Here is a 26848-nt window from a genome sequence, read left to right as displayed (position 1 = left end):
TCTGCAGTCTATTGCGACGCATTCCGGCCGAATGCGACAGATGCCACAAGACCCGCTTGCGCCGGCCCCTCCTGACCGGCCTCTTGCGCCAGCCACTCGGCAAAAGCCCGCTGCGCCGCCGTTTGCGGCCCCGTCCCCTCAACCCAATAGCCGGTGCCCGCGCCCGGAAGCTCCGGCGCCAGTGCCACCAGCGTTCCTGCTGCCAGATGCGCGGCAACCAAGGGCAACCAGCCCAGCGCCACCCCCTGCCCGGCCAGCGCCGCCTGTATCACCAGATCATAGGTGTTAAGCTGTAACTCCCCCGCGCGCCGCCCCCGCAACACCCCCTGCGCCGCAAACCAGTCCGCCCATGTCAGCCATCCGGCCCCGGGCGGCGCCTCCAGATGCAGAAGGCTCGCCCCCTGCCCGCCCTGCCAATCGCCGCGCCAGGCGGGGCTGGCGACCGGCACCACCCGCTCCGGCATCAGCAGCCATCCGCCCAGCGGCGCGCTCCGGGCAAAGCGGATCGCCACTTCGCCCGGACGCGGGTCGGGCACCACCTGCGCCGCGGTGATCTGCGTCTCCACCCCGGGATGCCGGGCGCGAAACCCCGCCAGCCGCGGCAAAAGCCATTGCCCCGCCAGCCCGAAATCGGTCAGCACCCGCAAAACCGGCGCCCGCCCCATCGCCGCCACCTCGGCCAGCGCCGCGTCGATCTGCGCCAAGGCCGGCAACAGCGCCGCCAGCAACACCGCCCCTTCCGCGGTGGGGGCGCACCCCGGCCGGCCGCGTCGGAACAACCGGCAGCCCAGCCGCGCCTCGATCCGCGCCAGACGATAGCTGATCGCGGGCTGCGTCATGCCCAGCGCGGCAGCGGCCCGGGTCAGGCTGCCCTGCCGCGCCACCGCCTCCACCACCCGCAGCGCCTCGGGGTCCAGTCGCATAAAGATCCTTTATGATCATCATGGAAATTCAACGGCTTTTCAGCCGTCACAATATGCGATTTCAATGGCAGCACCAGCGAAAGGACGCCCGATGACCGCCGCCCGCCCGAATATCCTGATCCTGATGGTTGATCAGTTGACCGGAACCCTGTTTCCCGACGGCCCGGCGCCCTTCCTGCACACGCCGAATCTGCGCGCGCTGGCCGCCCGCTCGGTCCGCTTTCAGAATGCCTATACCGGCTCGCCGCTCTGCGCCCCGGCCCGTGCGGCCTTCATGTCAGGCCAATTGCCGCGCCGGACGCGGGTTTACGACAATGCCGCCGAATTCACCTCGGACATTCCAACCTATGCCCACCACCTGCGCCGCGCGGGCTATCAGACGGCCCTTTCCGGCAAGATGCATTTCGTCGGCCCCGATCAGCTCCACGGTTTCGAGGAACGCCTGACCACCGACATTTATCCGGCCGATTTCGGCTGGACCCCGGACTATCGCAAGCCCGGCGAGCGGATCGACTGGTGGTATCACAACATGGGCTCGGTCACCGGCGCCGGCGTGGCCGAGATCACCAACCAACTGGAATATGACGATGATGTCGCTTTTCAGGCTCAACAAAAACTCTACGACCTGTCGCGCGGCCTTGATGCCCGCCCGTGGTGCCTGACCGTCAGCTTCACCCACCCGCATGACCCTTTCGTCGCCCGGCGCAAATACTGGGATCTCTACGAAGGTGCCGCCGAACTGGAACCACCGCCCGCGCTGGCCTATGACGATATGGACCCACATTCGCAGCGCCTGATGGACGCCTGCGACTGGCGCGGGCTTGAGGTGACGGCGGACCATATCCGCCGCTCCCGCCAAGGCTATTTCGCCAACATCTCCTATGTCGACGACAAGATCGGCGAGATTCTGGCGGTGCTGGAAGCGACCCGGCAAGAGGCGATCATCCTCTTCGTCTCGGACCATGGCGAGATGCTGGGCCGCAAGGGCCTGTGGTTCAAGATGAATTTCTTCGAAGGCTCGTCCCGCGTGCCGCTGATGGTCGCGGCGCCCGGCCTGACGCCCGGGCTTATCGAAACCCCCGTCTCCACCATTGCCGTGACCCCCACCCTCTGCGACCTCGCCGGGATTTCGATGGCCGAGGTCATGCCCTGGACCGATGGCGAAAGCCTTGTGCCGCTTGCCACCGGCACCCCGCGCATGGCCCCGGTGGCGATGGAATACGCCGCCGAAGGCTCGATCACGCCACTGGTGGCGCTGCGGCAGGGGGCGTGGAAATACACCCGCTGCATGGCCGACCCCGAACAGCTTTTCGATCTTGCCAGCGACCCTGAGGAAACCGCCAACCTCGCCACCGATCCCCGCGCGGCCGAGGTGCTGACCCATTTCCGCGCCCTCGCCGATGCCCGCTGGGATCTCGCCGCCTATGACGCCGAGGTCCGCCAAAGCCAGGCCCGCCGCTGGGTGGTCTATGAGGCGCTGCGCAACGGCAATTACTACCCATGGGATTATCAACCCCTGCGCGCCGCCTCGGAACGCTATATGCGCAACCATATGGACCTGAACGTGCTGGAAGACAGCAAACGCTTCCCGCGCGGGGAATAATGCCCGCCACCTGCGCGAGCTGACCCTGCGGAGCCTCCGGCGGGAGTATTTCAAAAGGTGCAAATGCAAGGAAGCCGCCTGCGATTTGCACCTTGCCAAATACTCCCGCCGGAGGCGTCACCCGCGCCACGCCCGGCACCTTTCCGCGGCAGCCCCCCCGAGGGGGCTCGATGCCCCCGAGGGCGGCCGCCCGAGCAGGTCAGCGCGCGTCGGCCAGCACCATCTCGGCCCCTTTCCAGCCCAGCAGGATCGAAGGCGCATTGGTGTTGCCCGCGATCAGGTTGGGGAAGGCGCTGGCGTCGATCACCCGCAGCCCCGCCACCCCATGCACCCGCAACCGGGGATCGGTGACCGATGTTGCCGCATCCGGCCCCATCCGGCAGGTGCAGGACTGGTGATAGACCGTGCCCGAGCGGGCGCGGATATCGGCGATCAGGTCTTCATCGCTTTGCACCAGAGGGCCGGGGCGCAGTTCCTCTTTGGCCCAGCGGGCAAAGGCGGGCTGCGCCGCGATCTGGCGCAGGAATTTTACCGCCTCGAGCATTTCCTGAATATCTTCCGGCGTGGCAAAGGCATTCGCCGTGATCGACGGCGGCGCCAGCGGATCGGGCGAGGCCAGCCGCAGCCAGCCCCGGCTGGTCGGGCGGCAGTTTGACAGGCCCAGCGACAGGCCCGGGAACGGGTCCGGCGTCAGCAGTGGACGCTCCCCGGCCTTGGGCAGCAGGGTAGAAAACGCCTGCATGTAAAGCTGCATGTTGGGGCGCGGCAGATCGGGCCTTGTGCGGAAAAAGCCGCCGCCATGGTTGATGGACTTCGACAGCGGCCCGCCGCCCGTCAGGAAATACTGCATCCCGACCAAGAGCTTGCCCCACCAGGGCCGCAGCATGTCATTATAGGTCGGCACCTTCATGCGCCAGGTGTAGTTCAGCCCGTGGTGATCCGAATAATGTGCGCCGACATTGGCATTCTCGTGCTGCAGGCCAATGCCCATCTCTTGCAGCAGCGCCCCCGGCCCCACGCCCGAGAGTTGCAGCAATTGCGGCGAGCCGATGGCCCCGGCGGCAAGGATCACCTCGCCCCGGGCGCGCAGGGTCTGGCGCTGGCCGTCTTTCAGGAATTCGACCCCCACCGCGCGGCCAGCCTCAAAGATCACCCGCGTCGCCTGCGCGCGGGTCAGCACCCGCAGGTTCTTGCGCCGCATCGCCGGATGCAGAAAGGCCCGCGCCGATGAGTTGCGGCGGCGGCCCTTGATCGTCATCTGATAGGTGCCCGCACCTTCCTGTTCGACGCCGTTGAAATCGGCGTTATAGGGCAGACCGGCCTGTCGGCAGGCAGCGATGTAATCCTCGACCAGCCAGTGCAGCCCCTTGCGGTTGCGGCTGATGTGCAGCGGTCCGCCCTGCCCGCGCCAGTCGTCGGCGCCCGCCTCGTTATCCTCGATCGCACGATAGGCGGCCAGCACCTCATCCCAGCCCCAGCCGACGTTGCCTGCGGCCCGCCATTCGTCGTAATCGGCCCGGTGGCCGCGGATCCAGACCATGGCATTGATCGAGGAAGAGCCCCCCAGAAGCTTGCCGCGCGGGATATGGTCCTGTTGACCCGCCAGACCGGGATCAGGTTCGCTTTTGTAAAGCCAGTTCACCGCCGGATCGTAGAAGAGTTTGCCGTAACCCAAAGGAAGCTGCACATAAAACCGCATGTCGGTTCCGCCCGCTTCCAGCAGCGTCACGGTGTGTTTGCCGGATTCTGTCAAGCGGTTGGCCAGCACGCAGCCCGCGGACCCGGCGCCGACGATGATATAGTCGCTGTCCTGCAAGGGGCGCTCCCGGCATCTGCCCCCGGGGCGCTGCCCCGGACCCCGGGATATTTGGGCCAAGATGAAAGGGCCGGGGCAGGGCAAGAATAGCGCGGGCGGAGGTTTCCCCCCGCCCGTTTCCGACATTTCCTGTCGTGCTTGAAGGGGTCAGCGCCCCTTCCAGACCGGATCACGCTTTTCAGCAAAGGCGCGGGCGCCCTCAAGCTGATCCTCGGAGGAATAGAGCTTGTCCACCGTCGGCATCAGCCGCTTGGTGATGCGGTTCAGCGCATCCTGGAAGCGCATGTTTTCCGCCTCGCGCACGACTTCCTTGATCGCAGCATAGACCAGCGGCGGGCCGGACTCGAGAAGCCGCGCCAGATCCCAAGCCTTGGCCAGCAGATCCTGCGGCGTGGTGATTTCCTTGACCAGACCCCAGCGCAGCGCCTCTTCGGCGTCAAACCAGCGGCCGGTCAGCAACAGGTCCATGGCGACGTGATAGGGAATGCGCTTGGGCAGTTTGATGCTGGCGGCATCGGCCACGGTACCCGAGCGGATTTCCGGCAGCGCGAAGGTGGCATTGTCGGAACACAGGATCAGGTCCGCCGAAAGCGCCAGTTCCAGACCGCCGCCGCAGCAGATGCCGTTTACCGCCGCAATCACCGGCTTGTTCAGGTTCGGCAATTCCTGCAAGCCGCCAAAGCCGCCGACACCATAATCGCCGTCCACCGCGTCGCCATCCGCCGCCGCCTTCAAATCCCAGCCGGGGCAGAAGAATTTCTCGCCCTCGGCGCGCAGGATACAGACGCGCAAGCTGTCATCGTCGCGGAAATCGCGGAAGACCAGCCCCATGACGCGGCTGGTTTTCAGGTCAATGGCATTGGCCTTGGGCCGGTCAAGGGTGACCTCCAGAATGGCGCCCTCGCGGCGGGTCTTGATCGGGCCTTCGGTCCGCATCTCCATCTCATGTCTTCCTGATCAGGGCATCCACCGCCACGGCCCCTTGGGCGCGCACGAGGATGGGGTTGATTTCGATTTCCTCAAGGCTTTGATCGGCCAACATCCGGTGCCCCAGAGCCGCGGCAATTGCCGCCACCGCCGCCATGTCGGGCTTCGGGCGGCCACGATAGCCGTCCAGCAGCGGCCAGAGCCGCAGCCTGTGCATGGCGGCCAGAATCTCGGCCTCGGTCGCGGGCAGCACCAGCGTCACCGTATCGGCCAGCACCTCGGCGGTGACCCCACCCATGCCAAGAGTCAGGGTGACGCCGTAAACCGGATCGCGGCGCAGGCCCAGCAGGATTTCGGCCAAGGCGCCGGTCACCATCTCCTCGGCCAGATAGCCGGTGGCGCCGGGCATGTCGGCCTGACCGTCAAGGCTGGCCAGCCCCAGCCGCACCGCCCCGGCCTCGGTCTTGTGGGCAAAGCCAAGGCCCTTCAGCGCCAGCGGCGCCATGAGCGAACCGGCCTGCGCCTGCACCTCGGCGAGGGTCGCCCCCGAAACGCTGCGCGGAACCGCAACCCCGATGCCGGCCAACAGCGCCTTGCCCTCGGCTTCCGAAAGCAGCCGGTTCTCGCGCGGGGGCAGCGCCGCAGCGGGCCGCCAGCCGGGCGCCCCGGCGGGCGTCTGCGCGGCGGCAATCGCGGCCAGCGCGGTTTCCAGCCCCATCAGCGTGCAGACCCCGCGCGCCATCAGCTCTGCCGCCCGCGCCTCACCGAAATTCTCGGGCAGCGAGGCGACGGGGAGCGCAATCTTGCCAGTCGCCTCCTGCGCCGCGACGATGGCATCGAGCGCTGGCTGATAACCGGACGGGTCGCAACGGTCCGCGCGCGGCGGGTCAATGATGTAGAGACCCGCATCATACGCCTCCAGCATGGCGGAAAAAACTTCGGTGGTCTTCGGCCCGTCGCCCCAGATGAAAGTGTGATAATCCAACGGGTTGGAGATGGTGGGGATCGGGCCCAACACCTCGAACAGCCGCTTGTGCGTGGCCTCGGGCACCGGGGGGAAGTCGATGCCATAGGGCGCGGCAAGATCCGCCACCAGCCCCGCCTCGCCCCCCGAACAGGAGAGCGAGCAGATGCGCCGGCCAAGGCCCGGCCCGTGGACATGGAACAGCTTCAGCGTCTCTATCAGTTCGGCAGGGGTATTGACCTCGGCCACGCCGATCTGGCGCAGGAAGGCGCTGCTGGCCGCCCCGCCCCCGGCCAGCGAGGCGGTATGGCTGGCCGCCGCCGTGCGGCTGAGTTCGGTCTTGCCGGATTTGATCGCCACCACGCCCTTGCCCGCCGCCCGCGCCCTCTCGGCCAGCGCGGCAAAGGCCGGGGCATCGTCGATCCCCTCGATGTAAAGGCCCAGCGCCGTGACCCGCGGATCGTCCAGCAAGGCCCCGGCGAGATCGGCAAGCCCGACCACGGCAGCATTGCCAAGGCAGGCAACATAGGCCACCGGCAGCGCCCGCTGCTGCATCCCCATATTGATCACGATGTTCGAGGACTGGCTGACCAGCGCCACCCCCTTGTCCACCCGCACACCGCCATGCTGATCCGGCCAAAGGAGCGCGCCATCCAGATAGTTGATCACGCCATAGCAATTCGGCCCGAGGATCGGCATATCGCCCGCCGCGGCAACCAGCCGGTCCTGCAACTCCGGCTCGCCCGCCTCGGTCCAGCCCGAAGCGAAACAGATCGCCCCCCCGGCCCCCATGGCAGCAAGTTCAGCCACCACATCGACCGTGGCATGGCGGTTGACGCCGATGAAGGTCGCATCCGGCGGCTCGGGCAGGTCGGCAAGGCTGGCATAGGCCCGCAGCCCGCCAATCTCGGCCTTGGTCGGATGCACCGACCAGACCGGCCCGGCAAAGCCCATCTTGGCGCATTGCTCGATCACATTCAGCGCCCAACCGGCGCCGAGAACGGCGATGTGGCGCGGGCGGAGGAGACGGTCGAGCGATTTCATGCCCAACCTCCGCGCCTTTGGTCAGCGCCGGGAGGTTCACACCCCCGGACCCCCGTGGGATATTTAGGGACAGATGAAAAGCCCAACAGGCGCCCTGCCCCGGTGAGTAAGCGGGGCAGGGTTTCACCTGTCACGGTCATCGGCGTCCCCGCCTGCACCGTGGATCGAGAATCGCGCAGATTGGTTAACATATCGTTTTCATCTGTCCCTAAATATCCCGGGGGTCCGGGGGCTGGCCCCCGGTGCCGACAGTTCAGGCGCCCAGAGGCCGCAGAAGTTCGCGGCTGATGATGTGGCGCTGGATTTCCGAAGTGCCCTCCCAGATCCGCTCCACCCGCGCGTCGCGCCAGATGCGTTCCAGCGGCAGTTCGTCCATCAGCCCCATGCCGCCGTGGATCTGGATCGCCTGATCCGCGATCATCGCCAGCACTTCGGTCGCCTTCAGCTTGGCCATCGACATATCGGCCTCGGTCACCGTGCCCTTGTCGTATTTCCACGCCGCCTCGCGGGTCAGGAGTTCGGCAGCCTTCAGCTCCATCGCCATATCGGCCAGCTTGAAGGAAATGCCCTGAAACTTGCCGATCTGGCTGCCGAACTGCTTGCGCTCGGCGGCATAGGCCAGCGCATGGCCCAGCGCCCGTTCGGCCCGGCCAAGGCAGGTTGAGGCCACTTGCAACCGCGTGGCGCCCAGCCAGGTTCCGGCCACTTCAAAGCCCTTGTGAACCTCGCCCAGCACCTGCGATTTTGGCAGGCGGCAGTCGTCGAATTCCAGGATCATGTTGTTATAGCCGCGGTGGCTGACGTTGCGATAGCCGTCGCGCACCGTAAAACCGGGGGTGCCTTTGTCCACCAGAAACGCCGTGATCCGCTTTTTCTTGCCGCGCGGCGTGTCTTCCTCGCCAGTCGCCACCCAGACGATGGCGAAATCGGCGACATCGGCGTGGCTGATGAAATGCTTGGTGCCGTTCAGCACGAAATCGCCGCCGTCTTCGCGCGCGAACGCCTTCATCCCGCGCAGGTCGCTGCCCGCGCCCGGTTCGGTCATCGCCTGACAGTCGTGCTTTTCGCCGCGCACGCAGGGCAGCAGGTATTTCTCGCGCTGCTCGCCCACACAGGCCAGCAGGATGTTCGACGGGCGGCTGACGCAGTTCCAGTGCAGCGCGTAATTCGCCTTGCCCAGTTCCTTTTCGTAAAGCAGCCAGGTCAGGGTATCGAGACCGGCGCCCCCCACCTCTTCGGGCATGTTGGCGGCGTAAAGCCCGGCTTCGATGGCCTTGGCGGCGATCTCCTTGCGCAGATCTTCGCGCAAGATGCCGGTGCGTTCAACCTCGGCCTCATGCGGGTAAAGCTCGTTCTCGACGAAGGCGCGGGTGGCCTCGACGATCATCTGCTGTTCTTCGGTCAGTCCGAAATCCATGGCTTACCCTTTCTTCTGCCCGACAGCCCGGCCCGCACCCTCGGGCAGCGGCAGGGCGGCATGGGCCTCGGCAATCGCCTTGAGATTGGCCCAAACCTCGGGCGCGGCGGCAACCGTCTTGCCCTCGGCCATGTTCACATGCAGGCAAAGCTGTTCGATGGTGGCGACCACCTCGTCACCCTTCTGGATGCGCACAAAGGACCGGAACCGCTTTTCATCGGCGCTGATGATCTGCACCGTGCCCGTCAGCCGGTCGCCCAGCTTGGCCTCTCCCAGATGGCGGATATGGGTTTCGGCCGAGTAATAGCTTTGCCCCGCCGCCACATAGTCCATGCCCGCCCCGATCAGCCGCAGGAAGGCGTCGATCGTCTCGCTGTTGGCGAAGTAATAGCGGCTTTCGGTCATATGGCCGTTGTAGTCGATCCAGCCGGGCAGCACCTGCATATGGGCCATGACCAGCGGTTCGGATTTCGGGCCGGTGTCGGTGGCGGCGTGGAACAGCGCCGCGCGGGCGGCGTCATGTTCGCGCAGCACCTTGCCCGCGCCCCAGTTGCGTTCCTTCAGTGCCCGCAGGAAGCCGACAAGGTTCTGGTCGCGGATGCGTTCCAGCTCGCGGATACCATACATCCCCGATTGCGCGTCGGACTGGGAGGAGACCAGTTCGACCAGCTCGTCATTGAACTCGGGCACATCCATCAGCTTGGTCCAGGGCCATTTCAGCGCCGGGCCGAACTGGGCCATGAAATGCTTCATCCCGGCTTCGCCGCCCGCGATGCGATAGGTCTCGAACAGGCCCATCTGCCCCCAGCGCAGGCCAAAGCCCATGCGGATCGCCTCGTCGATTTCCTCGGTGGTGGCGATGCCGTCCTTCAGCATCCACAGCGCCTCGCGCCACACCGCCTCAAGGAAGCGGTTGCCGATGAAGGCGTCAATCTCGTGCCGGATGACAAGCGGGAACATCCCGATGTCTTTCATGATCTGCACGGTCTTTGCGATGGTTTCAGGCGTGTTCTTCGGGCTGCCCGAGACTTCGGAGAGCGGCAGCAGATAGACCGGGTTGAACGGATGGGCGACGATGATGTTTTCCGGCGCAGGGCTGCCTTTCTGCAAGTCCGAAGCCTTGAACCCGCTTGTAGACGACCCGATCAGCACCCCGGGGTTCGATTGTTGCAACTGGGCATAGACCTTGTGCTTCAGCTCGATCCGCTCGCTGACCGACTCCTGCACATATTCCGCGCCCTCGACCGCCTCGCCGATGGTGCCGTGGAAGGTCAGTTTGCCCTCGGGCGGCATCGGCACATCCGACAGCGCTGGAAGCGCCAGCCGGGCGTTGGCCATGACGGCGGCGATCTTGCGCTCTGCCTGCGGATCGGGGTCAAAGACGCCCACATCCCAACCGTTCAAGAGGAACCGTGCGGCCCAACCGCCGCCGATAACCCCGCCCCCGATGATTGCTGCTTTTCTGGTCATGTCCGCTCCTTGGGGCCTCGCCCCCACACCCTGCCCTTCCCCGGCGGGGAGAGGGTGGGTGCTCTTGTTGATGTCGCACTCCCTCTCCCCACCCGGGAAGAGGGCGGGGGTGAGGGGTTATTTCGGCAGCGGCGCCCGCTTTTCCAGCTTCAGCTTGGCGCGCACCTCCGCAGGCGTGATCACCCGGGCGCCCATGTTGCTGATCACGGTCACCGCCCGCTCCACCAGTTGCGCGTTGGTGGCCAGCACGCCCTTGTCCAGCCAGAGGTTATCTTCCAGCCCCACCCGCACGTTGCCGCCTGCCAGCACCGCCGCCGCGACATAGGGCATCTGGTGACGGCCCAGCGCGAAGGCCGACCAGAACCAGTGCGACGGCACGTTGTTCACCATGGCCATGAAGGTGTTCAGATCATCCGGCGCGCCCCACGGAACGCCCATGCAGAGTTGCACCAGAACCGGATCGGGGATGATCCCCTCATCCGCCAGCGCCTTGGCCAGCCACAGATGGCCGGTGTCGAAGGCTTCAATCTCGATCCGCGTGCCGCTCGCCACCATGCGCCGCGCCATGTCGCGCAACATGCCGGGGGTATTCACCATCACATAATCGGCTTCGTTGAAGTTCATCGTGCCGCAGTCGAGCGTGCAGATCTCCGGGCGGCATTCCACCACATGCGCCACCCGCTCGGCAGCACCGGCCATGTCAGAACGCGGCCCCATCCGGCTCATATCTTCCGAGCCTTCAAAGTAGATATCGCCGCCCATCCCCGCCGTCAGGTTCAGCACGACATCGGTGCCCGAATCGCGGATACGCTCGGTCACTTCGCGGTAAAGTGCGGGGTCGCGGGCCGGTTTGCCGGTTTCGGGGTCGCGGACGTGGCAATGCACGATGGCGGCCCCGGCCTTGGCGGCATCAATCGCGCTTTTGGCAATCTGTTCCGGGCTGCGCGGCACATGCGGGCTGCGGTCCTGCGTGCCGCCTGATCCGGTGACGGCGCAGGTGATGAAAACTTCGCGGTTCATGGCCAAGGGCATGGCGGTCCTCCAGATGGGTTGGCGCCATCCTAGCGGGCTTGCGGCGGCGCGCTTGACGATTTACGAAACAAGCATGACAAGAAGCGCAACGATCTTCGCCGCATCGCAGCAACCGCTGACCCTCGCCCTGCTGGTGCTGCCGCAGGCTTCGATCCTTGAGGTCGCCTCGACGCTGGACCCGCTGCGCTCGGCCAACCGGCATCTGGGGCGCGAGGCGTTCCGCTGGCGGGTGGTGTCGCCCGACGGGCGGGCGGTGCCGCTGACCTGCGGGATCGAGCTGCCGTCGGACGGGCCGCTGGCCGCCGCCGAAGGGGCCGATGCGCTGGTGGTGATCGCGGGGTTCCGGCAATCCGAGGTGGCGACCGCCCCACTGATCCGTGAGATGGGCCGGATGGCGGGCCGCTTTGCCGCGCTGGGGGGGATCGACGCCGGGGCGTGGGTGCTGGCACGGGCGGGTTTGCTCAACGGCTACCGTGCCACCGTGCATTGGGAAGACCTTGAGGATATCGCCGCCGCCCATCCCGGGGTGGATGTGGTGCCCGACCGCTTTGTCATCGACCGCAACCGCTTTACCGCCGGGGGCGCAGCGCCCGCCGCCGACCTGATGCTGCATCTGATCCGCGCCCGCCACGGGCCCGCTCTGGCCCTGCAAGTCGCGGCCAGCTTCATCACCACCGCCCGCGAAGGGCATGAGCCGCAGATCAGCCGCGCCCGCCGCGACCCGCATCTGGACCCGCGGGTTTCCGCCGCCATCGCCCGGATGGAGGCGCGGCTGGATGCGCCCGAGCCGGTGGCCGAGACCGCCGCCGCCCTTGGCCTGTCGCCCCGGCGGCTGGAGCAGCTTTTCCGCGACAATCTTGCCATGACGCCCGCCGCCTATGCCCTGACCCTGCGGTTGCAGGCGGCGCGGCGCTTTATCACCGACACCCGCCACCCCCTGGCCGAAGTGGCGCTGCGCTGCGGGTTCTCCTCGGCCTCGGCCCTGTCACGTGCCTTCGCCGCGAAATTCGGACAGCCGCCCAGCCAGATGCGGCAGGCGCGGCCTTTTGCTTTGCGCCGCGCGCCGCTACATCAGGGGGCAGCCGAAAGGAACGCGCCATGACCGAGATGATCCGCAACCTGTCCGACATTGCCAGCCGCTATGATGCGGTGCTGTGCGACCTCTGGGGCTGCCTGCACAATGGCAAGACCCCCTTCCCCGCCGCCGTGGCCGCGCTGCGGGGCTTTCGCGCCGGGGGGGGCAAGGTGGTGCTGCTGACCAATGCGCCGCGCCCGAACAGCGCGATCCAGCGCCAGCTTGAGGCGATGGGCGTGCCCGGCGACGCCTGGGATCTGATCGTCAGTTCCGGCGATGCCGCGCAGGCGGCGATGCTCTCGGGCGCCGTGGGGCGCAAGGTGTTCCACATCGGCGCCCCGAAGGACGAGCCGTTCTTCACCGAATTTCCCGGCGAAACCGGCGCATATGCCGCCAGCCAGCCGCCGATCGAGCGGGTGGGGATGCTTGAGGCCGAAGGCATCGTTTGCACCGGCCTGACCGATGATCTGACCGAAACGCCGCATGATTACCGCGCGCAACTTCTCTTGGGCAAAACGCGGGGACTGGTCATGCTTTGCGCCAATCCCGATATCGTGGTCGATATGGGCGACAAGCGGCTGTATTGTGCGGGTGCGCTGGCCGAGGATTACCGGGCCATGGGTGGCGAGGCGCTTTATTACGGCAAGCCGCATCCGCCGGTCTATGACCTTGCCCGGCGGCGGCTGGGTCTGGATGATCCGCGCCTGCTCTGCATCGGCGACGGGATTTCCACCGATGTTCAAGGCGGCGTGGCCGAGGGGCTGGACACGCTGTTCATCACCGGCGGCATTGCCACCGAGCGTTTCGGCGACGATCCCGCCAACCCCGACCCGGAATTGCTTGAGGCGTGGCTGGCGCAGCAACAGCTTTCGCCGACCTGGGCAATGCCGTTTCTGGCGTGACCGCACGGTAACAAAATTGCGCCTTTAGTATCACGCACGCACAAATCCTGCGCAACCGTATTGCGCTGCAATGCAGCATCATCTATGCTGCATTGCATCAAAACGGGAATCGCGCCATGTTCGACAACCAGCCTCGCGGCACGATCTGCATCGAAGACCTTGAAATCGGTATGACCCGCCATCTCGACAAGACGGTCACCGACCGCGACATTGAGCTGTTTGCCGAGGTTTCGACCGACCGCAATCCCGTGCATCTGGATGAGGCTTATGCCCGCGACACCATCTTTGAGGGCCGCATTGCCCATGGAATGCTGACCGCGGGCCTGATTTCCGCGGTGATCGGCGAACAACTCCCCGGTCATGGCACGGTCTATCTGGGCCAGTCGCTGCGCTTCATGGCGCCGGTGCGGCCCGGCGACCGGGTTCATGCCGAAGTGAAAGTCACGGCAATTGATCACGCCAAACGCCGGGTGACCCTTGAAACCCACTGCGCGGTGGGTAAAACGGTGGTCCTGAAGGGCGAGGCGCTGGTTCTAGCGCCCAGCCGCAAGTTCGACTAGCGGGGCCACCCCGCCCCCCGGGGGAAGATGCAGACCTATCATCACTGGCAGGGGCTTGACCCGGCAGCGCGCGGCGCCTCGGTTGCGATGGGCAATTTCGACGGCGTGCATCGCGGCCATCAGGCGGTGATCGACCTTGCACGCGGGCCAGCCCCCCTTGGCGTGATCACCTTCGAACCCCATCCGCGCGAGTATTTCGCGCCTGCCGCCCCGCCCTTCCGCCTGATGAATGCCGAGGCGCGGGCCAACCGGCTGGCGAAACTCTCGGTCGAACGGCTGTATGAGCTGCCCTTCGGCCCCGATCTGGCGGGCCTCACGCCCGAGGAATTTGCCGCGCAGGTTCTGGCGCAGGGGCTGGGCGTGGCCCATGTCGTCGTCGGTTCCGATTTCCGCTTTGGCAAGGGCCGCAAGGGCGATGCCGGAACGCTTGTCGCCCTTGGCGAGCGGTTGGGCTTTCAGGTGACGGTGGCCGAGATGGTCCGCTTTGGCGCGGATGAGATATCATCCACCGCCATCCGGCAGGCACTGGCCGAGGGCCGCCCGCGCGATGCCGCCGCCATGCTGGGCCACTGGCACCGCATCGACGGCGAGGTGATCCACGGCGAAAAGCGCGGCCGCGAACTGGGCTTTCCCACCGCGAACATGAGCGTTTCCGGCCTGCATCTGCCCAAGCTGGGCGTCTATGCCGTTCGGGTCGAGGTGCTGACCGGGCCACAGGCCGGCAGCTATGATGGGGCCGCCAGCCTTGGCGTGCGGCCGATGTTCGGCGAAAACACCCCGAACCTTGAAACCTTCCTGCTTGATTTCAAAGGCGATCTTTACGGCCAGCACCTCTCGGTCGCGCTGGTCGATTACCTGCGGCCCGAAATGAAGTTCGACGGCCTGCCCGGGCTTCTGGCCCAGATGGACCGCGATGTTGCCCAGACCCGCGAGATTCTGGCGCAACGCTGACCATCTGGCCCCGGACCGGACCTGATGGCAACGCTTGACAGGGCATTACCGCGAGAACATCCTGCGAACATCGCCGGAGGACCGATGGAAACCCTGCAAATCCACCCGCTGACACCCGATCGGGCGGCCGATTTCACCGATCTCTTCGGGCCGCAGGGGGCCTGCTATGGCTGCTGGTGCAGCTATTTCCGCCTGCCGCCCAAGGTTCGGCAGGCGCTGGATGGCGATGGCAAGCGCGACCACATGCTTGCCCGCATCGCGGCAGGCCCGCCGCCCGGGCTGCTGGCCTATGACGGCGCACAGGCAATCGGCTGGATGCAGATTGGCCCCCGCGCCGACGTGCCGCAATGGAACAACCCCAACCGCAGTTCCACCCCTCTGCCCGACGCGCCCGCGGACGATCCCGGCGTCTGGGCGATTTCCTGCTTTTTCTTCCGGCCAAAGCTGCGTGGCCGTGGCCTGTCCGGGGCAATGTTGACGGGTGGCATCGCCCATGCCCGCGCCCATGGCGCCCGGCTGATCGAGGCCAGCCCGATGGACCGGGCAAAACAGTCAAAGTCGATCGGGCTTTTCGTCGGCTCCACCTCCACCTTCCTGCGCGCGGGCTTTGCCGAGGTGGTCTGCCGCAAGGAAGGCCGCCCCCTGTTGCGTCTGGTGCTGTGACCCCTTCCCTTTCCCGCGCCGCCGCGCCAGTTTGGCGCGATGGAAAAGCTGCGCCCCCGGTTCTGGGAAACCGTCCCCCTTGCCAAGATGACCGCCCCCGAATGGGAGGCGCTGTGTGACGGCTGCGGCAAATGCTGCCTGAACAAGCTGGAATACGAAGACACCGGCGAGGTGGAGTTCACCCGCATCGCCTGCCGCCTGCTGGACGGCGAAACCTGCCGCTGCTCGCACTATGAAATCCGCCATCAATTCGTGCCGGAATGCGTGCGGCTGTCGCCCAAGACCCTGCCGAAGATCGCTTATTGGATGCCGCGAACCTGCGCCTATCGCCTGCTGCATGAAGGCAAATCCCTGCCCGACTGGCACCCGCTCAACACCGGCGACCCCGAAAGCACCCATGCCTCGGGCAATTCCGTGCGCGGCTGGACCATCCCCGAGTTCGAGGTTCCCGAAGAAGACTGGGACCAATACACCATTGATGAGACGCCTTGATGTTCTTTACCTCTGACAATGCTTCGGGCGCCGCCCCGCAGATCATGGCCGCGCTTCAGGCCGCCAATGCCGGTTACGCCCGCAGCTATGGCGCCGATGCGCTGATGGACCGCGTTCGTGCGCAGCTCCGCGAGGTGTTCGAGGCGCCCGAGGCCGCTGTCTATCTGGTCGCCACCGGCACCATCGCCAATTCGCTCTGCCTTGCCTTGGGCTGTCCGCCCTGGGGGGCGGTGTTCTGCCACGAACACGCCCATGTGGCCGAAGACGAATGCGGCGCGCCCGAATTCTATACCCATGGCGCCAAGCTGGCGCTGGTGGCGGGCGATCATGGCAAGATGACACCAGAAACCCTGCGCAAGGCTCTGGGCGCGGTGGGGGCCAGTGGCGTGCATGGCGTGCAGCGCGGGATGCTGACCGTGACCAATGTGACCGAGGCGGGAACCGTCTATACCCCCGCCGAAGTGGCCGCATTGGTGGCCGAGGCCAAGGCCCATGGCCTGCCCTGCCATCTGGACGGCGCCCGCTTTGCCAATGCTTTGGTGGCGACCGGGGCGAGCGCGGCGGAAATGACGTGGAAAGCGGGCATCGACATGGTGTCTTTCGGCGGCACCAAGAACGGCTGTCTGGGGGTCGAGGCGGTGGTGATCTTTGATCCCGCCAAGGCATGGGAGTTTGAACTCCGGCGCAAGCGCGGCGGGCATCTCTTTTCCAAGCACCGCTTCCTGTCGGCCCAGATGGCGGCCTATCTGGAAGACGGGCTCTGGCTGCGGCTGGCGGCGCATGCCAATGCCATGGCGGCCCGGCTTGCCACGGGGCTGGCATCGGTGCCGGGCGCCACGCTGCGCCATCCGGTTCAGGCCAATATCCTGTTCCCCGAATGGCCTGCGGGCCTGAGCGCGCGGGCCGAGGCGGCGGGCGCCGCCTTTTACCCCTTCCCCGCCCCCCCGGGGCGCGAGGCGGCGCGGCTGGTCACAAGCTGGTCCACCAGCGAAGCCGATGTCGATGGCTTTCTGGCGGCACTGAACGGCTGACCGCGCTACGCCTGCGCCAGATGTGCCGCGACCAGCGGCGCCAGTGCGGCGGCATGGCTGACGGGCAGCATATGCCCCGCCCCCGGCACCACGGCGCGGCTTGCCATCGGCAGCCGCCGCGCCAGTTCGGTCTGGATCGCGTCGATGATCGGCGGGCTCTGGTCACCTTCCACCAGCAGCACCGGCACCCCCAGACTTTCCATCGCCATATAGCGCAACAGCCCTGCGGCATCGCCCATCAGCACCGGGTCCAGCGCCGCGACAATGCCGATCCGCGCGCCCATATAGGCCCGCGCCTCGGGTGTCAGATCGGCAAAGGGCTGCCCGCTGCCCCAGACAGTCAGAAAGGCTTCGGTCGCCTCTTCTGCACGTCCCTGCGCCAATAGCGCGCGAAACACCCCCTCGCGCGCGGCGAAAGCGGCAAAGCGGGGGTCTTCGGCGGCTTTGGCGGCCGCGAACAGCACCGGCTCGATCAGAACAAGGCTGCGCACCAGTTCCGACCGTTCCAGCGCCAGCCGCAGCGCCACCGTGGCGCCGAAACTATGGCCGATCACATCCACCGGCGCCCCCAGCGCCGCCGCGCAATCCGCCGCCTGCCGGGTGGCATCAGCGTGGGTATCGCTCTGCCCGTCCCATTCCGGCTGACGGCCATGGCCCGGCAGGTCCGGCGCCATCAGCCGCACCCCCTCCAAGAGCCCGGCAAGCCCGACCCATTCGCCGCCATGCGCCAGCGAACAGTGCAGCGCCAGAACCGGGCGCGGCCCGCTGCCGTAAATCCGATGCGGCGGAAGATCACGCACTAAAGCCGGCCCGCCAGATAAAGGTCGAGGTCGTCCAGCCGGTCCTGCCCCCAGAACTTTTCCTCGCCCACCACGAAGAACGGCACGCCGAACACGCCCTTTGCCACCGCCTCTTCCAGATTGGCGGCATAGGTCTCGGCGGCCATCAGCATGCCGCGGTCGGCCACCGCGGGATCGAACCCCGCCGCCGCCAGTGCGGCGCGGATCACCTCATCGTCGGAAATGTCCCGCCCCTCGGCCCAGAGCGCCCGGCTGATCGCCGTGACATAGCCCGCCAGATCACCGCCCCCCGCCGCCTGCGCCGCAATCAGCGCATAGGCCGCCGGCGCCGGATTCGCGGCGCGGAACAAGGGGGCCGGATCAAGTTTCAGCCCCAGCTTTTTCGCCTGCCGCGCCCGGTCCTGCGCGGCATAGTCATTGCGGCTGGGATGACGTTCTTCCCGCACCTTTCCCCCGGTGCGCGGGAAAAGCTGCGCCACATCCACCGGCTTCAGCACCAGCGCCACGCCACTCCGGGCGGCAATCTCCCAGGGACGGCGCCCGGCGAGATAGACATACGGCGATTGCAGCGCCAGAAAATAGTCGATCTGCATCCTCTCGGACCTCATTTGCCTGCCTGCATCGGTTTGCAAGACCCTAGCCCGGTGATAAGCGGTGTCAACGTCACGAATCCGTTGCCACCGGAGTGCATCATGCCCGCCCTGACCGAACCCAAGCTGATTTCCGGCAATGCCAATCTCAGCCTTGCCAAATCCATCGCCCGGCGCATGTCGATGCACCGCGGCACCTCTGTCAATCTGGTCGATGCGAGGATCGAGCGGTTCAACGATCAGGAAATCTTCGTCGAAGTCTTCGAGAATGTCCGCGGCGAAGACATGTATGTCATCCAGCCCACCTCGAACCCGGCCAATGACAACCTGATGGAGCTTCTGATCATGACCGATGCGTTGCGCCGGTCTTCGGCGGCGCGGATTACTGCCGTGATCCCCTATTTCGGCTATGCGCGGCAAGATCGCCGCGCCAAGGCCCGCACGCCGATCTCGGCCAAGCTGGTGGCGAACCTGATCACGCAGGCGGGCGTGGACCGGGTACTGACGCTGGACCTGCACGCGGCGCAGATTCAGGGCTTCTTCGACATTCCGGTGGACAACCTTTATGCCAGCCCGATCTTCGCGCTGGATATCGAACACAACCTCAAGGACAAGCTGGGCAAGATCACCGTGGTTTCGCCCGATGTCGGCGGTGTGGCGCGGGCACGCGAACTGGCCAAGCGGATCAACGCCCCCCTCGCCATCGTGGACAAACGGCGTGAGAAGGCCGGCGAAGTGGCCGGCATGACGGTGATCGGCGATGTTTCGGGCCAGACCTGCATCATCGTCGATGACATGTGCGACACCGGCGGCACGCTCTGCAAAGCCGCCGAAGTGCTGATGGAGGCCGGCGCCACCGAGGTTCACGCCTATACCACCCATGGCGTGATGTCGGGTCCGGCGGTCGGACGCATCACCAATTCCGTGCTGAAAAGCATGGTGATCACCGATTCCATCGAACCGACCGAGGCGGTCAAAGCCGCCCATAACATCCGCATCGTGCCCACGGCGCCGATGTTCGCTCAGGCGATCCTGAACATCTGGGGCGGCATGTCGGTGTCGTCACTGTTCGAGACCGATACGCTGACGCCGATCTATGAAGGGTTCTACCCGCGCGGGTGACCCGGGGCGGTGCGTGCAAGCACGCACCCTACGGCGCAAATTTTCGGTAGGGTGCGTGCTTGCACGCACCTTGACGAAAGACCGGCGCGCACCGCGCGCAGCCTGTCAATACAGCTCCCAGTGATCCTCGTCGCGCACCGGCCCGATGGCGGTCCAGTCGGCGCGGATGCGGGCGACGCGCGTGTCGCCCCATGTGCGGAACACCAGATGGAACCCCTCGGAGGTGATCGCTTCGGCGGTGATGTCGGCGCGGGCGTTGTGCTTGTGGTCGGTGTCCCACATCGAGATTGAGACCATGACCGACGGCGCCTCGGTGAACGCCTCTTTGAAGGCCACGACATAGCGGCTTTCCCGGTCGCCCTGGCCGGTCCACATCTGACCGCCATCGGCATAATCCGAAAACAACACACGCGAACCTTGCTGGATGCCGATGGCTCCGGCCGAAAACCGCTTCATGAAAGCTCCCACTTCTTCTTGTCAGGATAGCCGAAGAATCCGGCAAGAAAAGGACGGATGAAAAAAGCCCCGCAAAGCGGGGCTTTTCAGGCGGAATGCCGTCAGGGTCAGTGCCCCGCAGCCACCCGCATCGCGGCCAGATCGGCCAGAAGCTTGTCCGCGCTGTCCTTGTCGCTGCCCACCTTGGCGGCAGCCGAAGCATCGGCCACCAGCGCCTCGATCACCGCCGGGGTGACTTCGGCCAGCGGGATCGCGCGTTCGGCCAGAACCGAGACGCCCGAAGCGGTGATCTCGGCAAAGCCGCCGGTCACGACATAGGCTTTGACCCCATCAGCGGCCAGAGCGCGCAGGATGCCCGGGCGCAGCGTGGTGATGGTGGGGGCATGCCCCTCCATCGCCGTCAGGTCGCCATCGGCGCCGGGGATCTGGACCTCGGAAGCCTGAACCGACGCAAGACGCCGTTCGGGGCTGACGAGGTCGAATTGCAGATTTCCTGCCATGATCCCCCCTTACGCCGCAGCCGCGGCGAGACGCTGGGCCTTGGCTTTCACTTCTTCGATGTCGCCGACCATGTAGAAGGCCGCTTCCGGCAGGTGGTCATATTCACCCGCGACAACCGCCTTGAACGAGGCGATGGTTTTGTCCAGCGGAACCTGCACGCCGTCCGAGCCGGTGAAGACCTTTGCAACGTCGAAGGGCTGCGACAGGAAGCGCTGGATTTTCCGGGCGCGGGCCACGGTCAGTTTGTCTTCTTCGCTGAGTTCGTCCATCCCGAGGATGGCGATGATGTCCTGCAGCGACTTGTAGCGCTGAAGGATACCCTGCACCGAACGGGCGACGTTGTAATGCTCTTCGCCGATCACAGTCGGGTCCAAGAGACGCGAGGACGAGTCGAGCGGGTCCACGGCCGGATAGATGCCGAGTTCCGAGATCGCACGCGACAGAACGGTCGTGGCGTCAAGGTGGGCGAACGAGGTCGCAGGCGCCGGGTCGGTCAGGTCGTCGGCCGGAACGTAGATGGCCTGAACCGAGGTGATCGAACCCGCCTTGGTCGAGGTGATCCGCTCTTGCAGGGCGCCCATGTCGGTCGCCAGCGTCGGCTGGTAGCCCACGGCGGACGGGATACGACCCAGGAGAGCCGACACTTCCGAACCGGCTTGGGTAAAGCGGAAGATGTTGTCCACGAAGAACAGCACGTCGGTGCCGGACTGGTCGCGGAACTGCTCGGCCAGCGTCAGGCCGGTCAGCGCCACGCGGGCACGGGCCCCCGGCGGTTCGTTCATCTGGCCGTAAACAAGGGCCACTTTCGAGGCGGTCAGGTCGTCGATCTTGATAACGCCCGACTCGATCATTTCGTGATAGAGGTCGTTGCCTTCACGGGTCCGTTCGCCCACACCGGCGAACACCGAATAGCCCGAGTGAACCTTGGCGATGTTGTTGATCAGTTCCATGATCAGAACCGTCTTGCCCACGCCGGCGCCGCCGAACAGGCCGATCTTGCCGCCCTTGGCGTAAGGCGCCAGCAGGTCGATCACCTTGATGCCGGTCACGAGAACCTGGCTTTCGGTGGCCTGCTCGCTGAAGGACGGGGCCTTCTGGTGGATGGCGCGGAATTCGGTCGCCGCGACCGGGCCCTTTTCGTCCACCGGCTCGCCGATGACGTTCAGGATGCGGCCCAGCGTGGCGTCGCCCACCGGCACCGAGATCGGCGCACCGAGGTCTTTGACGATTGCGCCGCGGACCAGACCTTCGCTGGCGTCCATGGCGATGGTGCGCACGGTGCTTTCGCCCAGGTGCTGCGCCACTTCGAGGATCAGCTTCTTGCCGTTGTTTTCGGTTTCCAGTGCGTTCAGGATCGCCGGCAGTTCGCCGTCGAACTGCACGTCAACCACGGCGCCGATCACCTGCGTGACTTTGCCTTGTGCCATTGTCGTTTCTCCGGTTCCTCAGAGCGCCTCGGCGCCCGAAATGATTTCGATAAGCTCTTTGGTGATCGCGGCCTGACGGCTCCGGTTATACTGGATCGTCAGCTTGTTGATCATGTCGCCCGCGTTGCGCGTCGCGTTGTCCATGGCGGACATCCGCGCGCCCTGCTCCGAGGCGCCGTTTTCCAGAAGAGCGGTAAAGACCTGCGTGGCCACACCGCGCGGCAGAAGATCGGCGAGGATCGCCTCTTCCGAGGGCTCATAGTCGTAAAGCCCGCCGGCGCTGGCGCCTTCATAGCTGGCCGGGATGACCTGCAACGCGGTCGGGACCTGACTGATCACCGACTGGAAGCGGTTGTAGAACAGCGTCGCCACATCGAACTCACCCGCGTCGAAACGGGTCAGAATGTCACGCGCGATCGTCTGGGCATTGGTATAGCCCACCCGCTTCACTTCGCTCAGATCGACATGGCCGACCATGTTGGCGGCAAAGTCGCGGCGCAGTTGTTCGCGCCCCTTCTTGCCGACCGTCAGGATCTTGACCGTCTTGCCCGCCGCCAGCAGCTCATTCGCCTTGGCGCGGGCAAGCCGCACGATGGTCGAGTTGAAGCCGCCGCACAGGCCCCGCTCCGAGGTCATCACGACCAGAAGCTGCACCTGATCCTTGCCGGTTCCGGCCAGAAGGCGCGGAGCGCCTTCGGCATTGCCGACCGAGGCCGCCAGCCCCGCCATCACGGAATTCATCCGTTCGGCATAGGGGCGGGCGGCCTCTGCCGCATCCTGTGCGCGGCGAAGCTTCGCCGCGGCGACCATCTGCATGGCCTTGGTGATCTTCCGCGTGTTCTTCACGCTTCCGATCCGGTTCTTGAGGTCCTTCAGACTGGGCATTGTGCCTCTCCCCCGACCCGCTTACGCGAAGTCTTTGGCGAAAGCGTCAAGCTCGGCCCGAATGGCTTTTTCCAGATCACCGGCAACCTTGCGGTCGTTCTTGGTGATGTCTTCCAGCAGCGCCGCGCCCTTGGTGCGCAGGTGCTTCAGAAGACCCGCCTCGAAACGGCCCACGTCCTTGACCGCGATCTTGTCCAGCGCGCCCGAGGTGCCCGCATAGATCACGACCACGATTTCGGCGTTGGTCATCGGCGCATACTGGTTCTGCTTCATCAGCTCGGTCAGACGGGCGCCGCGGTTCAAGAGGGCCTGGGTCGAAGCGTCAAGGTCCGAACCGAACTGCGCAAAGGCCGCCATTTCGCGGTATTGCGCCAGCTCCAGCTTCACCTTGCCGGCCACCGACTTCATCGCGTTGGTCTGCGCGGACGAACCCACGCGCGACACCGACAGACCCGTGTTCACGGCGGGGCGGATGCCCTGATAGAACAGTTCGGTTTCCAGGAAGATCTGGCCGTCGGTGATCGAGATCACGTTGGTCGGGATGAAGGCCGACACGTCACCGCCCTGGGTTTCGATGATCGGCAGCGCGGTCAACGAACCGGCACCAAAATCTTCGTTCAGCTTGGCCGAACGCTCCAGCAGACGCGAGTGCAGATAGAACACGTCGCCCGGATAGGCTTCACGCCCCGGCGGACGGCGCAGCAGCAGCGACATCTGGCGATAGGCGACGGCCTGCTTGGACAGGTCATCATAGATGATCAGGGCATGGCGGCCATTGTCGCGGAAGAATTCCGCCATCGCGGTCGCGGCATAGGGGGCCAGGAACTGCATGGGCGCCGGGTCCGAAGCAGTGGCGGCCACGACGATCGTGTATTTGATCGCGCCGGTCTCTTCCAGCTTCTTCACAAGCTGCGCCACGGTCGAACGCTTTTGCCCGATGGCGACATAGATGCAGTAGAGCTTCTTGCTCTCATCATCGCCGGCAGCTTCGTTATAGGTCTTCTGGTTCAGGATGGCGTCCAGAGCCACGGCGGTTTTGCCGGTCTGACGGTCGCCGATGATCAGTTCGCGCTGGCCACGGCCAACCGGGATCATCGCGTCCACGGCCTTGAGGCCGGTTGCCATCGGCTCATGCACCGACTTGCGGGGAATGATGCCGGGGGCCTTCACGTCGGCGACGCGACGCTCCGAGGCGGCAATCGGACCCTTGCCGTCGATCGGGTTGCCCAGACCGTCCACGACGCGGCCCAGCAGGGCCTCACCGGCGGGCACGTCCACGATGGACTTGGTGCGCTTGACGGTGTCGCCTTCCTTGATGTCCTGGTCGGAACCGAAGATCACGATACCGACGTTATCGACTTCGAGGTTCAGCGCCATGCCGCGGATGCCGCCGGGGAATTCCACCATTTCACCGGCCTGAACATTGTCCAGCCCGTGAACGCGGGCGATACCGTCGCCAACCGACAGCACGCGGCCCACTTCGGCCACTTCGGCGTCCTTGCCGAAGTTCTTGATCTGCTCTTTCAGGATCGCAGAGATCTCAGCAGCCTGAATTCCCATCACCCAACCTCTTTCATGGCATTCTGCAGGGAAGCGAGCTTGGCCTTGACCGACGTGTCGATCATGGTCGAGCCCAGCTTGACGATAAGTCCACCGATGAGGCTTTCATCGACGGTGGTGTTCAGCTTGACGTCCTTGCCGACCTTGGCCTTGAGCGTGGCGGCCAGACGGGCGGCCTGCTCGGGCGAAAGGGCGGCGGCGGTGGTCACCTCGGCGGTGACTTCACCCTTTTCGGCGGCGATGCGCGCCTTGAGGTCGGCCACCAGTTGCGGCAGCACGAACAGACGCCGCTTGGAGGCCATCAGGGCGATGGTGTTGGTCACCAGCTCGGACAGGCCCAGCTTGGCGGCAACCGCCGCCATGGCGCGGGCCTGATCATCGCGCGCCACCACGGGCGAAGCGATCAGCGATCCAAGTTCGGGGCTGGCGGCCAATGCGGCCCCCAATGCCTCGGCGTCGGCTTCAAGCGCTTTGAGCGCCCCGGCGTCCTTGGCAAGTTCGAAAAGCGCCTGTGCGTAGCGCCCCGCGATGCCAAGCGAGATAGATGCTGGTTCGGACACGTCATCCCTTCCGCTGCTTTGGCCCCCACCCCTCGCCGCCTTCGGATTTCAGCCCGATTGCGGCGCATACTGGGGGCATGCGTCTTCAGATTTTGCGCGTCTCTAGCAGAGCCATGGGCACCCCGCAACCTCACAGGCAGGTGTTTTGGTGTGAAAAGGATGCGGCAAAACGCTTCCGGGCGCGGGGCGGCGAAAGGCCGGGGCAAAGCGACCCATTCTGCGGGCGCAAACAGGGCCATCCGACACCCTTCCGGGCGCGCGCGGCGCACCTGCGCGAGTATTGAGGGAATCGGGCAAAGCCCCCAAAGACCGCCGGCGCGTCAGTCCGCCCGGCGGGCCGTGCCCCGGGTCTGCGGCACCGGGGCGGGCTGGCCCACCCCCTCAAGCACCCGCAACGGACGCCGCACCACCGCGCCCAGCCCGCCCCGCGTGGGCGCATAGACCTGCTTGGTCGCCTCGACCATCAGCACCCCACCCGACAGCCAGGGCAGATGCCGTCCCACCCCCTCCCAGAAGCCCGCCGTGCGCAGCCAGAACGGCGCCTGACTGGGCGGGGCGTGCAGCACGGTCAGGCTGCGCTCGGGCGTGAAGGCGTGGCGGCGCAACTGCGCCTCAAGCTGGGCCGCCGAATAGGGCCGGCCGAAGCCGAAGGGCGTCGCATCGCGCCGCGACCACAGGCCCGCCCGGTTCGGCACCACGATGAGCGCCCGCCCTCCCGGACCCAGCACGCGATGCGCCTCTTCCAGCACGGCCGAGGGGTTTTCTGAGGTTTCCAGCCCGTGCATCAGCACCAGCCGGTCCACCAGCCCGGTCGGCAGCGGCCAGTGGGTTTCCTCGCACAGCACGCTGACATTCTCCATGCCGGCGGGCCAAGGCATCACCCCCTGCGGGCCGGGCATCAGCCCGATCACCCGCCGCGCCTCGGCCAGATAGGGCCGCAGCAGCGGCACCGCAAAGCCGAAGCCCGCCACGGTCTGCCCGCTCAACGGCGGCCAGATTTCGACCACCCGGTCGCGGATCGCACGCTGTGCCACCCGGCCCAACTGCGTGCGGTAGTAGAAATTCCGCAGGTCAAGCACGTCGAGGTGCATTGCAGCCGCCATCCCTTCGGGTCACATTGGCCGGCAGAATAGCGACTGACGGGACAAAAGCCATGGCGCTTGAACTGGTCACGATTCCCTGCCTGCAGGACAATTATGCCTATCTGCTGCATGATCCGGCAACGCGGCAAACCGCCGTGGTCGATGTGCCCGAAGTCGCGCCGATCCTGAAAGAGTTGCTGCGCCGCGAATGGCTGCTGACCAGCATCTTTCTGACCCATCACCACGACGACCATATTCAGGGCGTGAACGAGCTGCGCACGACCACCGGCGCCCGCGTCTGGGGGGCAGATGCCGACCGCCACCGCCTGCCCCGGCTGGACTGGTCGCTGTGGGAAGGGGACGAGGTGCAGGTGGGCCGCGCCCGCGGCACGGTGATCGACGTGCCCGGCCATACCCGCGGCCATGTCGCCTTTCACTTTCCCGCCTCGAGCCTTGCCTTTACCGGCGACAGCCTGATGTCGGGCGGCTGCGGGCGGCTGTTCGAAGGTACCCCGGCCGAGATGTGGTCCAGCCTTGGCAAACTCGCGGCCCTGCCGCCCGAAACGCTGATCTGCTCGGGCCACGAATACACCACCTCGAACCTGCGCTTTGCCGCCACGATCGAGCCGGACAATCCCGCCCTTGCCGCCCGCATCGCTGCCGTGGCTGCGGCCCGGGCCGCTGGCCGCCCCACCGTGCCGGTGCCTCTGGCCGAAGAGCTTGCCACCAACCCGATGCTGCGTGCCGCCCTGCCCGCGGTGAAGGCCGCCATCGGCCTGCCGGACGCCTCCGACACCGAAGCCTTTGCCGAGATCCGCGCCCGCAAGGACCGCTTCTGACCGCCCCTTGCCGCGCGCGCTCGTGCGTCTTTGGCAACAGACGATCACATTTTGTGCCATCGCCGGAAGAATGGACAATCCTGACCGATTAGGACTTGAAACCGGGCGCAGAAAACCGATCCTTAACATCATGAGGCCATGGTTGGGCAGGGGCCA

General features: G+C 65.9%; 26 protein-coding genes. 10 read left to right on the top strand and 16 right to left on the bottom strand.

Annotated elements, in window-relative coordinates:
* Positions 1–8: 8 nt before the first annotated feature.
* The gene (locus tag HS053_RS18710; RefSeq protein WP_174212769.1) at positions 9–923 is read right to left on the bottom strand and encodes a LysR family transcriptional regulator; all 915 of its coding nucleotides are present in this window, start codon (positions 921–923) and stop codon (positions 9–11) included.
* A gap of 91 nt (positions 924–1014) precedes the next feature.
* Here HS053_RS18710 and betC point away from each other — a divergent pair, with 91 nt between their 5' ends.
* Positions 1015–2526, top strand: coding sequence for a choline-sulfatase (betC, locus tag HS053_RS18705; RefSeq protein WP_174212768.1), 1512 nt, complete (start codon positions 1015–1017; stop codon positions 2524–2526).
* A 199-nt stretch (positions 2527–2725) separates the two neighbouring features.
* Here betC and HS053_RS18700 read toward each other — a convergent pair whose 3' ends face one another.
* From HS053_RS18700 to HS053_RS18675, 6 genes are all read right to left on the bottom strand, one after another.
* A complete protein-coding gene (locus tag HS053_RS18700) occupies positions 2726–4342 on the bottom strand; it encodes a GMC family oxidoreductase (protein WP_174212767.1) in 1617 nt (538 codons plus the stop codon).
* 147 nt (positions 4343–4489) lie between these two features.
* The gene (locus HS053_RS18695) at positions 4490–5284 is read right to left on the bottom strand and encodes a carnitinyl-CoA dehydratase (RefSeq protein WP_174212766.1); all 795 of its coding nucleotides are present in this window, start codon (positions 5282–5284) and stop codon (positions 4490–4492) included.
* A 1-nt stretch (position 5285) separates the two neighbouring features.
* Positions 5286–7277: an acetate--CoA ligase family protein gene (locus HS053_RS18690; protein ID WP_174212765.1), complete on the bottom strand. Its 1992-nt coding sequence runs from the start codon at positions 7275–7277 to the stop codon at positions 5286–5288.
* A gap of 253 nt (positions 7278–7530) precedes the next feature.
* Positions 7531–8694, bottom strand: coding sequence for an acyl-CoA dehydrogenase family protein (locus tag HS053_RS18685; RefSeq protein ID WP_174212764.1), 1164 nt, complete (start codon positions 8692–8694; stop codon positions 7531–7533).
* A 3-nt stretch (positions 8695–8697) separates the two neighbouring features.
* Positions 8698–10164: a carnitine 3-dehydrogenase gene (locus tag HS053_RS18680; RefSeq protein ID WP_174212763.1), complete on the bottom strand. Its 1467-nt coding sequence runs from the start codon at positions 10162–10164 to the stop codon at positions 8698–8700.
* 117 nt (positions 10165–10281) lie between these two features.
* Positions 10282–11196, bottom strand: a complete 915-nt coding sequence (locus tag HS053_RS18675) for a beta-keto acid cleavage family enzyme (RefSeq protein WP_174212762.1) — start codon at positions 11194–11196, stop codon at positions 10282–10284.
* A 73-nt stretch (positions 11197–11269) separates the two neighbouring features.
* Here HS053_RS18675 and HS053_RS18670 point away from each other — a divergent pair, with 73 nt between their 5' ends.
* The 7 genes from HS053_RS18670 (at position 11270) to HS053_RS18640 (ending at position 16870) form a co-directional block, all read left to right on the top strand.
* Positions 11270–12298 (top strand): GlxA family transcriptional regulator, encoded by a 1029-nt coding sequence (locus HS053_RS18670; RefSeq protein WP_174212761.1) that lies wholly within the window; start codon positions 11270–11272, stop codon positions 12296–12298.
* Positions 12295–13173: an HAD family hydrolase gene (locus HS053_RS18665; protein WP_174212760.1), complete on the top strand. Its 879-nt coding sequence runs from the start codon at positions 12295–12297 to the stop codon at positions 13171–13173. The genes HS053_RS18670 and HS053_RS18665 overlap by 4 nt, the downstream gene beginning before the upstream one ends.
* A gap of 116 nt (positions 13174–13289) precedes the next feature.
* Positions 13290–13733, top strand: coding sequence for a MaoC family dehydratase (locus HS053_RS18660; RefSeq protein ID WP_174212759.1), 444 nt, complete (start codon positions 13290–13292; stop codon positions 13731–13733).
* 27 nt (positions 13734–13760) lie between these two features.
* Complete coding sequence (locus HS053_RS18655) at positions 13761–14684, top strand: bifunctional riboflavin kinase/FAD synthetase (protein ID WP_174212758.1); 924 nt, start codon at positions 13761–13763, stop codon at positions 14682–14684.
* 84 nt (positions 14685–14768) lie between these two features.
* Positions 14769–15347: a GNAT family N-acetyltransferase gene (locus tag HS053_RS18650; RefSeq protein ID WP_174212757.1), complete on the top strand. Its 579-nt coding sequence runs from the start codon at positions 14769–14771 to the stop codon at positions 15345–15347.
* Positions 15348–15386: 39 nt separating this feature from the next.
* A complete protein-coding gene (locus HS053_RS18645; RefSeq protein ID WP_174212756.1) occupies positions 15387–15839 on the top strand; it encodes a YcgN family cysteine cluster protein in 453 nt (150 codons plus the stop codon).
* The gene (locus tag HS053_RS18640) at positions 15839–16870 is read left to right on the top strand and encodes a threonine aldolase family protein (protein WP_174212755.1); all 1032 of its coding nucleotides are present in this window, start codon (positions 15839–15841) and stop codon (positions 16868–16870) included. The genes HS053_RS18645 and HS053_RS18640 overlap by 1 nt, the downstream gene beginning before the upstream one ends.
* 5 nt (positions 16871–16875) lie before the next feature.
* On the opposite strand, the gene HS053_RS18635 is transcribed toward HS053_RS18640, so the two are convergent.
* Entirely contained in the window at positions 16876–17670 is a 795-nt protein-coding gene (locus HS053_RS18635) for an alpha/beta fold hydrolase (RefSeq protein ID WP_347233355.1), read from the bottom strand.
* Positions 17670–18263, bottom strand: coding sequence for a 2-hydroxychromene-2-carboxylate isomerase (locus HS053_RS18630; protein ID WP_174212754.1), 594 nt, complete (start codon positions 18261–18263; stop codon positions 17670–17672). The genes HS053_RS18635 and HS053_RS18630 overlap by 1 nt, the downstream gene beginning before the upstream one ends.
* 99 nt (positions 18264–18362) lie before the next feature.
* Between HS053_RS18630 and HS053_RS18625 the strand changes: the two genes are divergently transcribed.
* A complete protein-coding gene (locus tag HS053_RS18625) occupies positions 18363–19382 on the top strand; it encodes a ribose-phosphate pyrophosphokinase (protein ID WP_174212753.1) in 1020 nt (339 codons plus the stop codon).
* 105 nt (positions 19383–19487) lie between these two features.
* Here HS053_RS18625 and HS053_RS18620 read toward each other — a convergent pair whose 3' ends face one another.
* The 7 genes from HS053_RS18620 to HS053_RS18590 form a co-directional block, all read right to left on the bottom strand.
* Entirely contained in the window at positions 19488–19838 is a 351-nt protein-coding gene (locus HS053_RS18620; protein ID WP_174212752.1) for an H-type lectin domain-containing protein, read from the bottom strand.
* A gap of 107 nt (positions 19839–19945) precedes the next feature.
* Positions 19946–20338, bottom strand: coding sequence for a F0F1 ATP synthase subunit epsilon (locus HS053_RS18615; RefSeq protein WP_174212751.1), 393 nt, complete (start codon positions 20336–20338; stop codon positions 19946–19948).
* 9 nt (positions 20339–20347) lie between these two features.
* Entirely contained in the window at positions 20348–21766 is a 1419-nt protein-coding gene (gene atpD / locus HS053_RS18610; RefSeq protein WP_174212750.1) for a F0F1 ATP synthase subunit beta, read from the bottom strand.
* Positions 21767–21784: 18 nt separating this feature from the next.
* Positions 21785–22651 (bottom strand): F0F1 ATP synthase subunit gamma, encoded by an 867-nt coding sequence (locus HS053_RS18605; protein ID WP_174212749.1) that lies wholly within the window; start codon positions 22649–22651, stop codon positions 21785–21787.
* A gap of 21 nt (positions 22652–22672) precedes the next feature.
* Complete coding sequence (gene atpA, locus HS053_RS18600) at positions 22673–24211, bottom strand: F0F1 ATP synthase subunit alpha (RefSeq protein ID WP_174212748.1); 1539 nt, start codon at positions 24209–24211, stop codon at positions 22673–22675.
* Positions 24211–24771 carry a F0F1 ATP synthase subunit delta gene (locus HS053_RS18595; protein ID WP_174212747.1) on the bottom strand — a complete coding sequence of 187 codons (561 nt, stop codon included), beginning with the start codon at positions 24769–24771 and terminating at the stop codon, positions 24211–24213. The genes atpA and HS053_RS18595 overlap by 1 nt, the downstream gene beginning before the upstream one ends.
* 320 nt (positions 24772–25091) lie before the next feature.
* Positions 25092–25862 (bottom strand): class I SAM-dependent methyltransferase, encoded by a 771-nt coding sequence (locus HS053_RS18590; RefSeq protein ID WP_174212794.1) that lies wholly within the window; start codon positions 25860–25862, stop codon positions 25092–25094.
* 62 nt (positions 25863–25924) lie between these two features.
* On the opposite strand from HS053_RS18590, the gene gloB reads away from it, so the two are divergent.
* Complete coding sequence (gene gloB, locus HS053_RS18585; RefSeq protein WP_174212746.1) at positions 25925–26692, top strand: hydroxyacylglutathione hydrolase; 768 nt, start codon at positions 25925–25927, stop codon at positions 26690–26692.
* The last annotated feature ends 156 nt before the right edge of the window (positions 26693–26848 follow it).

Source organism: Tabrizicola fusiformis (assembly GCF_013328815.1).
Classification (GTDB): Bacteria; Pseudomonadota; Alphaproteobacteria; order Rhodobacterales; family Rhodobacteraceae; genus Fuscibacter.
Note: the sequence above shows the minus strand (reverse complement) of the source record. Positions and strands in the feature narration are given on the sequence as shown.

Coding starts and splice junctions, on each gene's coding strand:
- HS053_RS18710 (WP_174212769.1), bottom strand. CDS start 923: ATGCGACTGGACCCCGAGGCGCTGCGGGTGGTGGAGGCGGTGGCGCGG.
- betC (WP_174212768.1), top strand. CDS start 1,015: ATGACCGCCGCCCGCCCGAATATCCTGATCCTGATGGTTGATCAGTTG.
- HS053_RS18695 (WP_174212766.1), bottom strand. CDS start 5,284: ATGGAGATGCGGACCGAAGGCCCGATCAAGACCCGCCGCGAGGGCGCC.
- HS053_RS18690 (WP_174212765.1), bottom strand. CDS start 7,277: ATGAAATCGCTCGACCGTCTCCTCCGCCCGCGCCACATCGCCGTTCTC.
- HS053_RS18685 (WP_174212764.1), bottom strand. CDS start 8,694: ATGGATTTCGGACTGACCGAAGAACAGCAGATGATCGTCGAGGCCACC.
- HS053_RS18680 (WP_174212763.1), bottom strand. CDS start 10,164: ATGACCAGAAAAGCAGCAATCATCGGGGGCGGGGTTATCGGCGGCGGT.
- HS053_RS18675 (WP_174212762.1), bottom strand. CDS start 11,196: ATGCCCTTGGCCATGAACCGCGAAGTTTTCATCACCTGCGCCGTCACC.
- HS053_RS18670 (WP_174212761.1), top strand. CDS start 11,270: ATGACAAGAAGCGCAACGATCTTCGCCGCATCGCAGCAACCGCTGACC.
- HS053_RS18665 (WP_174212760.1), top strand. CDS start 12,295: ATGACCGAGATGATCCGCAACCTGTCCGACATTGCCAGCCGCTATGAT.
- HS053_RS18660 (WP_174212759.1), top strand. CDS start 13,290: ATGTTCGACAACCAGCCTCGCGGCACGATCTGCATCGAAGACCTTGAA.
- HS053_RS18655 (WP_174212758.1), top strand. CDS start 13,761: ATGCAGACCTATCATCACTGGCAGGGGCTTGACCCGGCAGCGCGCGGC.
- HS053_RS18650 (WP_174212757.1), top strand. CDS start 14,769: ATGGAAACCCTGCAAATCCACCCGCTGACACCCGATCGGGCGGCCGAT.
- HS053_RS18645 (WP_174212756.1), top strand. CDS start 15,387: ATGGAAAAGCTGCGCCCCCGGTTCTGGGAAACCGTCCCCCTTGCCAAG.
- HS053_RS18640 (WP_174212755.1), top strand. CDS start 15,839: ATGTTCTTTACCTCTGACAATGCTTCGGGCGCCGCCCCGCAGATCATG.
- HS053_RS18630 (WP_174212754.1), bottom strand. CDS start 18,263: ATGCAGATCGACTATTTTCTGGCGCTGCAATCGCCGTATGTCTATCTC.
- HS053_RS18625 (WP_174212753.1), top strand. CDS start 18,363: ATGCCCGCCCTGACCGAACCCAAGCTGATTTCCGGCAATGCCAATCTC.
- HS053_RS18620 (WP_174212752.1), bottom strand. CDS start 19,838: ATGAAGCGGTTTTCGGCCGGAGCCATCGGCATCCAGCAAGGTTCGCGT.
- HS053_RS18615 (WP_174212751.1), bottom strand. CDS start 20,338: ATGGCAGGAAATCTGCAATTCGACCTCGTCAGCCCCGAACGGCGTCTT.
- atpD (WP_174212750.1), bottom strand. CDS start 21,766: ATGGCACAAGGCAAAGTCACGCAGGTGATCGGCGCCGTGGTTGACGTG.
- HS053_RS18605 (WP_174212749.1), bottom strand. CDS start 22,651: ATGCCCAGTCTGAAGGACCTCAAGAACCGGATCGGAAGCGTGAAGAAC.
- atpA (WP_174212748.1), bottom strand. CDS start 24,211: ATGGGAATTCAGGCTGCTGAGATCTCTGCGATCCTGAAAGAGCAGATC.
- HS053_RS18590 (WP_174212794.1), bottom strand. CDS start 25,862: ATGCACCTCGACGTGCTTGACCTGCGGAATTTCTACTACCGCACGCAG.
- gloB (WP_174212746.1), top strand. CDS start 25,925: ATGGCGCTTGAACTGGTCACGATTCCCTGCCTGCAGGACAATTATGCC.